The organism is Robbsia andropogonis, assembly GCF_000970345.1.
GTDB classification, from domain to species: Bacteria; Pseudomonadota; Gammaproteobacteria; order Burkholderiales; family Burkholderiaceae; genus Robbsia; species Robbsia andropogonis.
In genome coordinates this window covers 1-14,333 of record NZ_LAQU01000023.1, presented here as the reverse complement: position 1 = coordinate 14,333, position 14,333 = coordinate 1, and the positions used below count along the sequence as shown (strand labels likewise).

At 59.1% G+C, this 14,333-nt stretch carries 10 protein-coding genes and 1 pseudogene; 5 read left to right on the top strand and 6 right to left on the bottom strand.

Annotated features, from left to right (window positions below; translation table 11 throughout):
* Window positions 1-147: 147 nt before the first annotated feature.
* Both WM40_RS18640 and kdgD read right to left on the bottom strand, forming a co-directional pair.
* Window positions 148-1,503, bottom strand: coding sequence for an MFS transporter (locus WM40_RS18640; protein WP_024903703.1), 1,356 nt, complete (start codon window positions 1,501-1,503; stop codon window positions 148-150).
* Window positions 1,504-1,679: 176 nt separating this feature from the next.
* Window positions 1,680-2,596 (bottom strand): annotated as a pseudogene (gene kdgD, locus WM40_RS18635) (5-dehydro-4-deoxyglucarate dehydratase).
* Window positions 2,597-2,805: 209 nt separating this feature from the next.
* Here kdgD and garD point away from each other — a divergent pair.
* A complete protein-coding gene (garD, locus tag WM40_RS18630) occupies window positions 2,806-4,416 on the top strand; it encodes a galactarate dehydratase (RefSeq protein ID WP_236693590.1) in 1,611 nt (536 codons plus the stop codon).
* 130 nt (window positions 4,417-4,546) lie between these two features.
* On the opposite strand, the gene WM40_RS18625 is transcribed toward garD, so the two are convergent.
* Entirely contained in the window at window positions 4,547-5,740 is a 1,194-nt protein-coding gene (locus WM40_RS18625) for an MFS transporter (protein WP_046153627.1), read from the bottom strand.
* A 90-nt stretch (window positions 5,741-5,830) separates the two neighbouring features.
* Complete coding sequence (locus WM40_RS18620) at window positions 5,831-7,072, bottom strand: NAD(P)/FAD-dependent oxidoreductase (protein WP_046153626.1); 1,242 nt, start codon at window positions 7,070-7,072, stop codon at window positions 5,831-5,833.
* 300 nt (window positions 7,073-7,372) lie between these two features.
* On the opposite strand from WM40_RS18620, the gene WM40_RS18615 reads away from it, so the two are divergent.
* Window positions 7,373-8,374 carry a glutathione S-transferase family protein gene (locus WM40_RS18615; RefSeq protein WP_046153625.1) on the top strand — a complete coding sequence of 334 codons (1,002 nt, stop codon included), beginning with the start codon at window positions 7,373-7,375 and terminating at the stop codon, window positions 8,372-8,374.
* Here WM40_RS18615 and WM40_RS18610 read toward each other — a convergent pair.
* On the bottom strand, window positions 8,362-9,564 hold the full coding sequence (locus tag WM40_RS18610; protein ID WP_096335572.1) for an AbrB family transcriptional regulator: 1,203 nt from the start codon (window positions 9,562-9,564) through the stop codon (window positions 8,362-8,364). The two genes, WM40_RS18615 and WM40_RS18610, sit on opposite strands and share 13 nt — an antisense overlap.
* Window positions 9,565-9,752: 188 nt before the next feature.
* Between WM40_RS18610 and WM40_RS18605 the strand changes: the two genes are divergently transcribed.
* The 3 genes from WM40_RS18605 to WM40_RS18595 all read left to right on the top strand — a co-directional run bounded on the left by WM40_RS18605 (window position 9,753) and on the right by WM40_RS18595 (window position 12,942).
* The gene (locus WM40_RS18605) at window positions 9,753-10,427 is read left to right on the top strand and encodes a TetR/AcrR family transcriptional regulator (protein WP_157685846.1); all 675 of its coding nucleotides are present in this window, start codon (window positions 9,753-9,755) and stop codon (window positions 10,425-10,427) included.
* A gap of 219 nt (window positions 10,428-10,646) precedes the next feature.
* Window positions 10,647-11,276 (top strand): MEDS domain-containing protein, encoded by a 630-nt coding sequence (locus tag WM40_RS18600; protein ID WP_024903711.1) that lies wholly within the window; start codon window positions 10,647-10,649, stop codon window positions 11,274-11,276.
* Window positions 11,277-11,313: 37 nt separating this feature from the next.
* A complete protein-coding gene (locus WM40_RS18595; RefSeq protein ID WP_024903712.1) occupies window positions 11,314-12,942 on the top strand; it encodes a hybrid sensor histidine kinase/response regulator in 1,629 nt (542 codons plus the stop codon).
* A 29-nt stretch (window positions 12,943-12,971) separates the two neighbouring features.
* On the opposite strand, the gene WM40_RS18590 is transcribed toward WM40_RS18595, so the two are convergent.
* On the bottom strand, window positions 12,972-14,309 hold the full coding sequence (locus WM40_RS18590) for an NAD(P)/FAD-dependent oxidoreductase (protein ID WP_024903713.1): 1,338 nt from the start codon (window positions 14,307-14,309) through the stop codon (window positions 12,972-12,974).
* Window positions 14,310-14,333 lie beyond the last annotated feature (24 nt).

The following is a 14,333-nucleotide window of genomic DNA, read 5'->3' as shown; positions in this document are numbered from 1 at the left end:
CTTTCAGGATTCAAGCGGGAAGAAACGCGGGCTTTCCGGCACGGTGTCTGAGACACAATATTGTGTCACGTTCTTTTCAATCATTATACCGGCGCGGACCCGCACCACCTGCCGACGTCTCGGCGCGAGCCGCGGCGCGCTTTTCGGTCAGGACGGTTGCTTCAGTTCGAATCGTTTGATGTCACCAACAATGAACAGGTAGGAAAACACGGTAATCAGTGCGTTAATGCCGACGAAGACCAGCGCGCCGTTGAACGAGCCGCGGGTGGCGACAATATAGCCGATCACGATCGGCGTCACGATGCCGGAGATATTGCCGAACATATTAAAGATCGACCCGGATAGGCCCACTGCTTCTCTAGGCGACGTATCCGACACCACGGCCCAGCCCAATGCGCCAATGCCCTTGCCAAAGAAGGCCAATGACATGAACAGCACGACCAGCCAGGTGGCGGACACATAGTTGCAGGCGATAATGCTGGAGGAGAGCAACATGCCAGTGACGATCGGCACCTTCCGGGCAACGGTCAGCGAGTGGCCGCGTTTGATCAGCCAGTCTGAAATGAAACCGCCCAAGACGCCACCGATAAAACCACAAATCGCAGGCAACGATGCAATCAGTCCCGCTTTCAGGATCGTCATGTGGCGTGCCTGGACGAGATAGATCGGAAACCAGGTCAGGAAAAAGTAAGTGAGCACGCTAATGCAGAACTGCGCCAGATAGATGCCCAACAACATTTTGCTTTTGAGCAGCTGTTTCGCATAGAACCAGCTCTGGTCGCGACGTTTTCCGTCGGTTGATGCGGTACTGCCGATCACGTCGACGATACCGCCGCCGTCACGAATGTAATCGACTTCCGCCTTGTTCGCCATTGGATGTTGCGAAGGCGATTTCATCGTCCGCAGCCAGATGAAGGACAGCACGATACCCGCTAGTCCCATTACCGTATAGACGTGATGCCAACCAAACGTGTGCGTGATCCAAGCCATCAGCGGCGTGAACACGACTGCCGCGAAATATTGCGCGGAATTGAAAATGGCGGAGGCCGTGCCGCGTTCTTTCGTTGGAAACCAGCTCGACACGACCTTGGCATTGGCCGGAAACGCCGGTGCTTCCGCCGCACCCATCAGAAAACGCAACGCGAACAACGCGCCAACGGCGAAGGCCGCGGAGCCGGTGATGCCAACCGCACCTTGCATCATCGTGAACAGCGACCAGACGAAGATACTGGTGGCGTAGACACGGCGCGCGCCGTAACGATCCAGTAACCAGCCGGCCGGCACCTGGGCGATCACGTAGGACCAGGCGAAGGCCGAAAAGATATAGCCCATCTGCACAGTGCTGAAGCCCAATTCCTTGGACATCTCGCTACCCGTGATGGATAACGTCGCGCGATCGGCGTAGTTGAACGTCGTGATGATAAAAAGCATTGCCAGGATCAGAAAACGCGTGTTCGTGCGCTTCATGACTCCAGCGGCGCTGCCGACCCGGCTCGCATCCATGGCGATTGTCCCTGGTATTGTTGTTTTACCTTGCCCGGTTGTATTGCCCGTGCCATTGCGCGAATGCGTCAATGGCAAGGAACCGGGAGCCGCGAGCACAATAGGACCACGGGGGTCGCATTGCCGCAAGAAGTGACAACGTGTTACTTCCGCCGCTATTGCTCGGCGGACCGCGTTTATTGCGGACCAAGTGACTTGATCAGTGCGTCCAGTTCTTCCGATTCGGCGGCAGTCAAGTCCGTCAGTGGTGCCCGCACCGGGCCGGCATCATGGCCCACCAGCGTGCAACCGGCTTTGACGATGCTGACGGCATAACCCGCGCAGCGATTACGAATCTTCAGATAGGGCAGGAAGAACGAATCGATCAGCTTGCCGACCGTTTCGTGGTCGTCCGCTGCAATGGCATGATAGAACGCCATTGCGGTCTTCGGAATGAAGTTGAATACCGCCGACGAATAGACCGGCACGCCCAGCGCCTTGTAAGCTGCCGCGTAGACTTCCGCCGTCGGTAAGCCGCCGAGGTAGGAGAAACGATCTCCGAGGCGTCGACGGATCGTCACCATGTTTTCGATTTCACCCACACCGTCCTTGAAGCCAATCAGGTTTGGGCACTTGTCGGCCAGCGGCTCCAGGATGTCGGCATTCAGCTTGGAATTCGCTCGGTTGTACACGATCACACCGATGTTCTTGACGGCCTTGCACACCTCTTCCACGTGATTCGCGATACCCTGCGGGCTCGCTTCGGTCAGATAGTGCGGCATCAACAGGATGCCGTTCGCGCCTTGGCGTTCCGCTTCCTGCGCATATTCAATCGCCACGCGCGTCGGGCCACCCGCGCCGGCCAGAATCGGCACCTTGCCCTTGCAGGTTTCCGTGGCTGTGCGGATCACATTCGAGTACTCGCTTTTCGTCAACGAAAAAACTCGCCCGTGCCGCCAGCTGCAAACAGCGCGCTCGCGCCATACGGTGCCAGCCATTCGAGCCGCTCGGTATAGGTAGCCGGGCGAAAATCGCCGTTTTCGTCGAAGTCCGTGACTGGAAAGGAGAGCAGGCCTTCGGAAACGATGGTTTTGAGCTCTTGAGGTGTCGTCATGATCCGTGTGTCGTCCGTGGATGGTAGGTGCGTACGTCGCCAACGATGCATCTCATAGGTTGTCGTACAACATAAAGCGAATGGTAGGGAGGTTCGTTTTAAGTTGCTAGATAGGGTAAATACTGGTTCGAGAAACATCGATAAAGGCGATGTCTAGTTGTAGGATGACCGATAAATTCAGATCACTGTCTGCAAAGGGCAAAAAAATGATGGACACCCGTTCCGTGATGAGTCCCCTCTATATCAAGGTGCACCCGAATGACAATGTCGCCATTGTGGTCAATGACGGTGGCCTGGGCGAGGGCGCGACGTTTTCCGACGGGTTGACGCTGCGGGAGCGAGTGCCGCAAGGCCACAAGGTGGCGTTGGCCGATTTGGCCGAAGGCGATCCGGTCATTCGCTATGACGTGGTAATCGGCTATGCGTTGAAGGCGTTGCCGCGCGGCAGCTGGATTAACGAGCACGTCACACGGATGCCTGAGCCACCTACGCTGGTAGGGCTACCGATTGCCACGGCCGGTGACAAGACGATGCCTCCGCTCGAAGGTTTTACCTTTGAAGGTTTCCGTAATGCCGACGGATCGGTGGGCACACGCAATATCCTGTCGATTACGACAACGGTGCAATGCGTATCGGGGGTGGTCGAACATGCCGTGGCGCGGATCAAGGCTGAGTTGCTGCCGCGCTATCCGAACGTCGATGACGTCGTGGGGTTGGAGCACACATATGGCTGCGGCGTCGCGATCGATGCGCCCGATGCCATCGTGCCTATTCGTACCGTGCGCAATATCAGTCTGAATCCGAACTTCGGCGGCGAAGTGATGATGGTGAGCCTCGGCTGCGAGAAATTGCAACCGGAACGGTTGATGCCCGCGGGCACGATTCCGCTGGTGCACATGTCGGCGCTGGATAAGGCGGGTACGCCGGTTGCCGCCGACGCCTGCGCGTCCCCCGACAATGGTGACGTGGTTGTGCTGCAAGACCCCGAGAACGTTGGATTTGGCGCCATGATCGCGTCGATCATGCGGACTGCGGAGAAACATCTCGAACGCTTGAATCGGCGGCGGCGTGAAACCTGTTCCGCGGCGGACCTGGTGGTGGGTGTGCAATGTGGCGGCAGCGATGCATTTTCCGGCCTGACGGCCAATCCGGCGGTGGGGTTTGCAACAGACCTGCTGGTACGAGCCGGTGCCACGGTGATGTTCTCGGAAGTGACCGAAGTGCGGGATGGCGTGGATCAGTTGACGCGTCGCGCCGCCACGCCGGCGGTGGCGCAGGACATCATCCGCGAAATGCAGTGGTACGATGACTACCTGAAGCGCGGCGGTGCGGACCGCAGTGCGAACACCACGCCGGGCAACAAGAAGGGCGGTCTTTCGAACATCGTCGAAAAAGCGATGGGATCGATCATCAAGTCCGGTAACGCACCGATCAGCGGTGTCATAGCGCCAGGCGAAAAAGTAAAGCAGAAGGGCCTGATCTATGCTGCCACGCCTGCCTCGGACTTTATTTGCGGGACGCTGCAACTGGCAGCGGGGATCAACCTGCATGTGTTCACGACCGGACGCGGTACCCCCTACAGTCTCGCCGAAGTGCCAGTCATCAAAATGGCCACCCGCAGTGATCTCGCGCGCCGGTGGCACGATCTGATGGATATCGACGCGGGGCGGATCGCTACCGGTGACGCCAGCATCGAGGATGTGGGATGGGAGTTGTTCCATTACATGCTCGATGTTGCCAGCGGTAGGAAAAAGACCTGCGCCGAAACGTTGAAGCTGCATAACGCGCTGGTGTTGTTTAACCCGGCTCCGGTGACCTGATGAATTGTCCGGGGCTGGCGCATGTCGAAAACGATCAGGGGCAGGCAGCCTGATGGCGCCAGATGGTGCCATTTCGAAGAGTCGATCCGGGCGTTTTGTCCTTGGGCCGGGATAGTCCTGACCCGTGGGCTCAACGTCCGTTGCGCCCACGGGTCCAGCGGGTCGCACTGATCACGCCTGCGATCGCCACCCCTACCAGTAGCAACGCGACCAAAGAGAGGCCGAAGCGCAGGCTGCTGGTATGCGCGACGAATCCGACGGCCGCGGGACCCGCGAGAATGCCCGCGTATCCCAATGTCGTGATTGCCGGCACGGCAACGCTCTGTGGCATCCGTGTCTGGCGCCCGACCGCTGTAAAAAGCACGGGCACGATATTCGCGCACCCGGCCCCAACCAAGGCGTAGCCGAGTAAGGTACCTGGCCACCATGGCAGCCACGTCGCGGCCAACATTCCTGCCGCGGCACCGAGTCCGCCACCGACGATGATCTTTCGTTCGCCGAGCCGTGCGACGATCGTGTCCCCGAGCAGACGGCCCATGGTCATTGTGGTCGCAAAGGCGGCATAGCCAAGCCCGGCGCCCGAGGCAGGCATGTCATGTGTCTGGATCAGGAACACCGCGCCCCAGTCCAACACGGCACCTTCGGTGAGAAACACAACAAAGGTCATGGCCCCGATCAGCAGCACGATGCCACGAGGCAATGCGAACCACGGCCCCTCTTTCGGATTGGCATAAGGCAGCAGGCCGGGCGCCATCTGGAAAAATAACGCGACGACCAGCGTGATGCCTGCCAGCGTTGCCCACAACGGCGACAGGCCGCACGCCAGCAAGACGCTCATGCCACCGGCACCGGCGATGCCACCGACGCTGAACAGTCCATGGAAACCGGACATCATCACCCGTTGGCTTTCGCGCTCGACGATGATCGCTTGCATATTCATCGCCACGTCGAGGGTCCCGATGCCGGCGCCGAACAGCAGTAATGCGATGACAAAGAGCGGAAGGCTTGCCGTGGTCGCGAGTAGCGGCAGCGTGCAGCAGACAAGCGCGCCGGCAATCAGGATCAACGTACGGCAACCGAGCCGCGCTGCGGCGACGCCGGCGAGGGGCATGGCTGCAACGGAGCCGCCACCCAGGCAAAGCAATAGCAGGCCCAGTGTGCCGTCATTGACATCGAGGCGTGCTTTTGCGAACGGCACGAGGGCCGCCCACATCGCGGTGGCTAGGCCGGAGACAAGGAAGACCCATCGGGTCGCCCATTGCTCGGCGCGACCGATCGTGACGAGAGGAGAAGAGGTGGCAGGCGCGGATTTGTGCGAAGTCAATGGCGTATCGGGCGACAGTGGGTAGACGCCCAGCTTACATGATCCGCGATGTCGTGGTTACAGCGGTGGACCAGGTGGTCCATTCCTGTATTACAAGAACCGTGATGGTGCAAACGGCGTTGCATTGATAGGCGGCGTTTCACCATGCATCAACGCGCCGAGCAATATCGCGGTGCCGGTGCCGGTACTAAAGCCGATGTGCTGATGGCCGAACGCGCACCATAGTCCGTCGCGCCCGGGTACCGCACCGATCATCGGTCGGCTGTCCGGCAGCGTGGGCCGACGGCCCATCCACGGCGCTGACTGCAGTGCTTCGCCCAGCGGAAACGCTTCGCGGGCCGATGTTTCGATGAGGGCCATCTGCACCGGGCGAGCGGGTGCATCGCACTCATTTAACTCGACTCCGGACGACAAGCGCAGTCCCATTTCCATCGGTGCCATGACATAGCCCGCGGCGGTGTCGTAGATCGGCCGATGCAGCGTAGCGCCCGGTTGCGCCCCGAAATGCCGATGGTAGCCGCGTTCGAAAGCCATCGGCACCGTCAGACCGATGCGTGCGAATAACGCTTTTGCCCACGGGCCAAGCGCTACCACGACATGCGCCGCCTGCCAGTGACGCGCGTCCGCCGTCACGCACCATTGCCGACCCTGCCGCTGGACAGCGGTCACATCGGCTTGTTCGATACGGCCGCCTCGTGCCTGGAAAAGCGCCGCATAGGCGGCGACCACCGCGCCCGGATTATCCACTGAGCGACTGTCCTTGATCCACAGTCCGCGCGGGAACAACGGCGCGAGGCTTGGTTCCAAGGCCTGAACACCGGCTGCGTCCACCGACTCGATATCGATGCCGAATTCGCGATACACTTTTTGCGAAAACGCGCTGCTCGCATACCCGGCTTCGGAACGGTACAGGAACAGCCAGCCATTTTCTCGCAAGCGTCCCGTGATGCCAGCATCTGCCATCATGCGCAGATGTTCCCGCGTGGATAACTGAATCAATTGGTCGAGCGCCGTAGCGGTTTCGGTGAATATGCGCGTGCGCGAATGCGCAAGAAAGGACAGCGCCCACCGGGCTTCCCGCAGCAGGTACGCCGGACGATAGCGGAACTGTGGCGTATTGTTGCGCAGCAGCTTGGGGAGTGCGTGGCGCAGCATCGGATTATTGAAGGGAACGATGGAACTGCGGGCGAAACAGCCCGCGTTGCCGAAGGACGTTTCCAGACCAGGAGCGCGGCGGTCGATCAACGTCACCCGCGCGCCACGGCGCTGTAGTTCCAGTGCGCAGCAGACGCCGACCATGCCGGCGCCCACAATCACGATATCGTGTTCCATGGCGTTCTGTCTTAAGGACGAAGGTAATCTGGAATCAAGCACAACCCGTCAGGAATTGCGCGGTCGGCGCGCAGTGTACCGTGCGGCTGGGTACTTGTGCATCGAATCGCCTTTTCATGCCGTCGCGGCGGGCGATCGCGTAACGCTCCGGCACGCGCACACGTCGGTGCGATGGCGTAAGGCAAGGAGGCCCGTATGAGACGCCTGATGCGATGCGTCGATCGAAAGGTTGACAAGACATGATGCGGGTCCGGGTTATGCTGTAGGGAATGGTATCGAACCGCACGAGAGGAAAATGCAATGGGCATTCTGGTAGATGGACAATGGCGCACCGATTGGTATGACACAAAGGCGCATGGCGGTGAATTCGTCCGGGAAAAGGCCCAGTTGCGAGGCACCCTGATCGATCCGGAAGCCGGCAGGCGTGAAACGGAACAAGCGGTATTCGCCACACCGCACCGCTTTCATCTATATGCCTCCCTGGCGTGTCCGTGGGCGCACCGGGTGTTGATCGTGCGAAAGATAAAGGACTTGGCGCCGTTGATGGACGTGTCAATCACCAGTTATTTGATGGGTGACGACGGCTGGACGTATGACACTGCCACGGGTTCCACCGGCGACACGTTGAATGGCAAGGCTTTGCATCGCGAGCTTTACACGGTAAGCAATCCGCACTACACCGGCCGCGTGACGGTCCCGGTACTGTGGGACAAGCAGCGCGGCACGATCGTCAACAATGAATCGGCGGAGCTCATGCGGATGCTCAATACCGCATTCAATAGCCAGACCGGCAATACGATCGACCTGTATCCCGAGCCATGGTCGATCGAAATCGACGTAATGAACGACTATATTTACGATCGTATCAACAACGGCGTCTACAAGGCGGGGTTCGCGACAGAACAGGCTGTCTATGAGCGGCACGTTGGTCGCTTGTTCGAGGCACTCGACGAAATGGAAGAGCGGCTGTCCGATCAACGCTATCTGATGGGGGCCTATATTACCGAAACGGATATCCGCCTTTTTACGACATTGATCCGTTTTGATGCCGTCTACTTCGGTCATTTCAAGTGCAATGTCCGACGCATTGCCGACTACCCCCACTTATCGGGCTACGTTCGCGAGTTGTACCAGATACCGGCAATTCGGGAGACCGTCGCGTTTGACCATATCAAGGGGCACTATTACGGTAGTCACCCGACGATCAATCCGAACCGCATCGTGCCGGTTGGCCCAGCCGATACGCTGGACCAACCACACGGACGTGACGCACTGGATGGGAAAGGCTTCTATCGCGCCTGATGTGTCTTTTCCGAAGCGCGGGCGCTTTTTTTCGTGGCTGATGGCGCCGCTGCGGCCCGGCTTTGCAACGTGGCGCGGGATCTGCGCGCCAGCGTCTTCTGCAACGACCGCGCCGTCCAACGCGCGATGGAAGGACCGATGATCAATATGGTCAAAAAGCGCGCCATCTGAAGCGACATGACAAACGACATATCCACGTTCGGCGAGCCCGCCGCGATGATGGCGACAGAATCAACGCCGCCCGGGCTCATCGCCAGATAGGCCGTCAGTGGGTCCACGCCGACCACTTTCACCAGAATGACAGCAAATCCGCCGCAACATGCGACCAATGCGACAATCGACAACAATACACGCGGGAACGCACTTGCCGCGTAACTGACGACGTCTCGTGTAAAACGCAGGCCAATTGTCCATCCGACCAATGCATAGCTGGCGGCGAGTAGCCAGTGTGGCAATTCGATTTGCACCAGGCCCGTATGTGACAGGACGATGCCCAGGGCCATTGGGATCAATAACGGGCCGGCTGGGATGCGCATTTTTAAACCAAGCGTCATGCCAATCGCGACAAGCGCCAGGGTGACGCCTAACCATTCCCATTGCACCGGCGGAAACCACACCGGATTGGGCAAAGCATGCGTGATGCCATGTGCCGCGCTGGTATGCAGGCTAAATCGCGCCACTGCCGAGGCAATCACTGCCACGATGACGACGCGCAGATACTGCATGAACGCCACCAAGCGCGTGTCCGCGCCAAACGACCCCGCCATCAATGTCATGGCGGTGGCTGCACCGGGATAGCTGCCCCAGACGGCCGTGGTATCGGGCAGTACCTGCAGGCGCGCCAGTAAATAGCCGAGAAGACAGCTTGCCAGCAACACCGACAATACCGCTGAAGCAAACATGATCCAGTGTTTTCCGACCTCGGCAAATATCGTTGGCGGGACCTTTGTTGCAATCATGCAGCCGACAATGCCCTGCGCGATATAAAACGGGATTTTCGGGACCTTGATGGTGCCGCGCTGCGTGGCCAGCACGATACCTGCCACCAAGGGGCCGAGCAACAACGAGGCGGACAGGCCCGCCTTGAGCATCAGCCAGGACGCCAGCACCGAAAACGCTAGCAGGGTGCTCCATTGCGCCGGGATCGTACGTAGCGCGCCGTCTGTCAGAGAGCGGGAAAGAAAAGTCATAAAAGACACGTTGTCCATCAGTTGGGATGCTTGCAAAGCAGCGATTCATCGCATCGTATTTAGGCCGACTGGGGCGATGCTTATGTCATAATGCGACGATTACTTATGCGAGGGAGTCCTCGCATAAACAGGCGGAATTGTTGAGGATGGACTCACAAAAGTCAAATCGTTTGGATGTCACCGATTCCATGGAAATGTCGACGGTCGACGGTGCGTTGACATCGCGGCGAAAATCCACGGCGGGCGCGAAGATGTCGCCGACCGATCGAGGGGCGATCGCACCGAAGCGCGCACGAGGCCGTTTGCGTGTGGAAGCGATTCTTTCGGCAAGCACCGAAATCTTCGCGGAACAGGGGTACGACGCCGCGACGATGACCGAAATAGCGTCGCGATCTGGCACCGCGATCGGCTCGCTGTATCGGTTCTTCCCAAGTAAGTCAGCGCTTGCTGAAATGTTGGTGGAGCACTACGCCGCTCATGTAATGACGCATCTGGACGGTGTGGCGCGGCGGTGTGCAGGTGCGCGAGATCCCGAGGCGGGGGCCGCCCAGTTGGCCGACGCATTGGTCACGATGATGCAGACGTTGTTGGCGGAGCGTGCGTCGGTGCTTGCCTTGGTCGATTCGCAGAATGCGACGGCGGCCTCGTTGCGCGTGCGTCTTCATAGCGCGATGCTGGCGCGATTGCAGGCGTTGCTGGTAACGATCACCGACGTCTCCCCCGCGCGGGCGTTGGCGTCCGCGAAAGTCATTCTGTTGTTGCTCAAAGGCGTGTCGGCTTGCGCCGACGCGCCTCTGAACGAACGCTTGCAACTCGCCGATGACCTGCGTGCGTTGATCGCGCATCAGGTAACACGCCGCTGACCAACGGGGTATCGCCGCCGATCGCGGCATGATCGCGATTCGTTCAGCTCCGGATGCAAGTCCTGGCTGGCGCATTTTGCCGCGCGTATGTGCCGTTGTAAGCCGCGCGCGACTGCGGGATTATTCCGCGACGTTGGGTGTATTATTCCCTATTTGAAGGCAAGGACGTGCATCATTGACGTTCTGATGTCCCGTTCCTGTCTCCTGAGGAGATGTACGATGAATAAGTTATCCTTGGCAGGCACGCCGATGGATGCTTTTCACGTCTGCGCTTTTTTTGACAGTCGCGATAAAGAGTACGATGTGCTTACGCCGTTTTTCAAGCAGGGATTCGATAACGGCGAGAAGAACATTCATATTATCGATGTCGCCCTGGTTGACGATCATCGTGCCCGTCTCGTGGCGGCGGGAATCAACGCGCACCAATGCGAGGCCTGTGGTCAGTTGCAGATTGCGACCTGGCAGCAGACGTACTTCGATGAGGAAGGAAAGTTCGATAAGAATCGAATGCTGGAGATGATCGACCGTCTCACGCACGATACTCGCGCCGCCGGGTTTTCGCGACTCCGCATCATGGGAAATATGGACTGGGCTTTTCAAGACGGCCCTAGTGCGATGGACCTTATCGTCTATGAAGCGGAAGTCAACGAAGTGCTCGAGCGAAACTGTCAGCCTGCCGTTTGTGTTTACGACTTGGCGAAGCTGTCGGGTGCAACGTTAATGGACGTTTTGCGGACGCACCCGTTGACGCTGATCAATGGCGTTGTACAAGAAAATCCGTTTTTCACCCCCCCTTCCGAGATGGTCAAGGAAATCGAAGCCCGCAAGGCGCTTGCGAACGCGCGTTGAGCAAGATCGGTGGCAGATCCTTTCAAAAGAGCAAAAAATGTCGGGCGACCGTGTTTTCAATCCTTTCGGGGAGGCACCGGAACAGAGTCTGCGGGACTTGATGGGGCTACTCGCGCTGCCGGCCCTGTGGCCAGGTCGCGATGGTCAAACCATCGTAAAATTGATGGCGCAGGCGATTGAAAGCGTTGTTGCGCTGCAGATCTGCTATGTGGACCTTCCGCTGCTACGGGATCAGCCATCGTTCGTTCGACTACGTCTTTATGGTCGCGACGTATCAGACGGCGATATCAAGGACTGGCGGGAAGCGATCGACGAATGGCATGGCTTGCCGATCGGGACCAGGGTGGCATGGTGCGGCACGCCTATCGGTCCCGTCCGAATGATTCGGTTGAGCATGGGATTCAGCTCCGGACAAGGCAGTGTCTGGTTCGGTGCGACGGAGTCGACATTTCCAACGGTGAGTCAGATCGCCTTGCTGCGCGCAGCAACATCGCTTGCCGCTACCGGCATCGTGGCCGCACGCGCCGCGCATGAGCGAGAGGAAGCGAATCGCGCGAAGGACGAGTTTCTCGCCATGCTGGGGCATGAATTACGGAATCCGCTTGCACCAATCACCACATCGCTGGCGTTGATACGACGCGAACGCGGCAATGTCCCCGAAAAATACCATGACATCATCGAACGTCAGGTCGAGCATCTTTCGCGTCTTGTTGAAGATCTTCTGGATGTGAGTCGCATCACGCGAGGAAAGATTTTATTGCAGCGTGAGCCATTACGCATTGCGTCGATTATTACGCGCGCGGTGGAGGCCGTCAGCCCCCTGATCGCGCAACGCAAACAAACACTGGTGGTGGATATCTCCGATGACGGGCTGCTGATCTTTGCCGATTTGACGCGCATGACCCAGGCTTTCAGCAATTTGTTGAACAACGCAGCGAAGTATACGCAGCCGGGAGGCCAGATTCGCATTGAGGCACACGTCGCGGAGAGCCGACTGACGATTGCGGTCATCGATAACGGGGCAGGCATCAGTGCAGAACTGATGCCTAAGTTATTTCGGATATTCGAGCAAGGCCGCGTGACGATCGATCGTTCTGATGGCGGCCTTGGTATTGGCTTGGCGCTGGTCAAGAACCTGGTTGAGCTGCATGGTGGCCAGGTCCATGCGAAAAGTGATGGCATGGGGTGTGGGGCGACCTTTACCATCGCCCTGCCAGTGGCGACGTCGATCGAGCTTTCCGACGCCCTGTCAGCCGATGTCACCCACTCTCCGAGTGCTGGCGTCACAGGCGGGGTGCGCGTGCTGCTCGTTGACGATAATGTCGATGGCCTGTTGGCGATGGAAGCGTTTCTTTCAGAGATGGGTTTTGTCGTTGCCACGGCGACCGACGGAGCACGGGCATTGGATCTGGCGGAGCAATTCCGGCCCGACGTGGCAGTACTCGATATCGGTCTGCCCGGCATGAATGGATATGAGCTGGCGGTGGCATTGCACACCCAACCTTTGCATGCCGATCTGCCGCTTTTTGCGCTGACCGGCTATGGTCAGGCGGACGACTTGGCTCGTGCGGCCAAAGCCGGCTTTACGCGTCATTTTGTGAAACCGGTGTCGTTGTTCGAGCTCGTGGAGGCGGTAAATGCGTCAGTGGCGCATCGCGTTGTGTAACTGATGCGCGTCGATACTGGGTCTGTCGCCTAGAATCCTGCATCGATGACGATTTTCGTGCCGTCACTGAAGCGATTCAGCCGGAATGCTCGAGGGTCGACAAGAGGCCGATCATTCGCGACGAGGTCCGCCATCAGCTTGCCCGCCGCAGGTCCGATGCCAAATCCATGCCCTGAGAAACCCGTGCCGATGAACAAGCCGGGAAGGGTGTCCGTACCTGAAATCACGGGGATCGCATCCGGGGTCACGTCCATGTAGCCCGCCCAACGTTGCGCGACGCGCACATCGCGCAAGTGCGGGAAGACCTTAATGAATTCGGCTAGCCCGATATCGGTGTAAGGCACAATCGGCTCCGGGTCCAATGTTCGCACCCGCTCGAACACGGTCGGCTTGTCCAAAGGCCAGCGCCCGGGACGGCACAGCTCGTCCAGGAATCGCCGACCGATTCCAAGGCGCATTGCACCTATCTGACTCTTCAGTGCGGGTAGGTACTTGAAGAAAAGACGGAAGCAATCGGGAGTGAGATCGCTACAGGTGCGGAATCCCGGCGCAATCGTATAGCCGCCATCGGCGCGTTTGCGAAATGCAAATTCCCGGTTGCTGGCACTCACCGCCGGACCACCGTCGATCGGTTCCGTACGTAGGACCGAGGCCCGCACCAGCAACTGTGGTACATCAATGCCCAGACTGCGGCACAGGTGGCGGGTCCACGCCCCGCCTGCCACCACCACGCTGTTGCAGCGGATCACGCCATGCTCGGTGACCACTGCACTGACTTTGCCGGCCTGAGTCTCCACGCCGCGTACCGCACAGGGCGTCAGCACCTTGACGCCCCGTTTGCGTAACGCATTGGCGATGGCAGGCGCCGCGCGCTGTGGTTCGGCGCGGCCATCGCTTGGCGTATAAAGCCCACCAACGAAGGAACGCGATGCACCGGGGAGCAGGTCTGCGACTGTCGCGGCGTCGACTTCCCGAGTGTCGAAAGCGTTACCCGCGAGCGCCCGCGCTTTTTCCAGCCAAAGACGATGCTCTGCCATCTTCGCCTCATTGGCGCTCATGTAGAGAATGCCGCACTGCGTGAAGCCAGTCTCGATGCCCAGGGTCCGATCCAGTGTGCGCCAGAGCTTGAGGCTTTCGATCGCGAGTTCGAATTCACGCATATCCCGATGCGTGACGCGTACCCAGCCCCAATTGCGACTGGACTGTTCCCCGGCGATATGGCCTTTCTCGCATACGGCAACGCGCAACCCCTTTTCACTGAGATACAGTGCCGTGCTGACGCCGATGATGCCACCGCCGACGACAACGACGTCCACCTCGGCGGGCAGCGTCGTGTCCCGTTCGACGGTTTCGACTTGCGGTCCCATCTTCCCCCCAATTTCCAACGCGTT

Excerpts from the sequence above, each read along its gene's own strand:
- WM40_RS18640 (WP_024903703.1), bottom strand. The coding sequence starts at position 1,503 with ATGGATGCGAGCCGGGTCGGCAGCGCCGCTGGAGTCATGAAGCGCACG.
- garD (WP_236693590.1), top strand. The coding sequence starts at position 2,806 with ATGGACACCCGTTCCGTGATGAGTCCCCTCTATATCAAGGTGCACCCG.
- WM40_RS18620 (WP_046153626.1), bottom strand. The coding sequence starts at position 7,072 with ATGGAACACGATATCGTGATTGTGGGCGCCGGCATGGTCGGCGTCTGC.
- WM40_RS18615 (WP_046153625.1), top strand. The coding sequence starts at position 7,373 with ATGGGCATTCTGGTAGATGGACAATGGCGCACCGATTGGTATGACACA.
- WM40_RS18610 (WP_096335572.1), bottom strand. The coding sequence starts at position 9,564 with ATGACTTTTCTTTCCCGCTCTCTGACAGACGGCGCGCTACGTACGATC.
- WM40_RS18605 (WP_157685846.1), top strand. The coding sequence starts at position 9,753 with ATGGAAATGTCGACGGTCGACGGTGCGTTGACATCGCGGCGAAAATCC.
- WM40_RS18600 (WP_024903711.1), top strand. The coding sequence starts at position 10,647 with ATGAATAAGTTATCCTTGGCAGGCACGCCGATGGATGCTTTTCACGTC.
- WM40_RS18595 (WP_024903712.1), top strand. The coding sequence starts at position 11,314 with ATGTCGGGCGACCGTGTTTTCAATCCTTTCGGGGAGGCACCGGAACAG.
- WM40_RS18590 (WP_024903713.1), bottom strand. The coding sequence starts at position 14,309 with ATGGGACCGCAAGTCGAAACCGTCGAACGGGACACGACGCTGCCCGCC.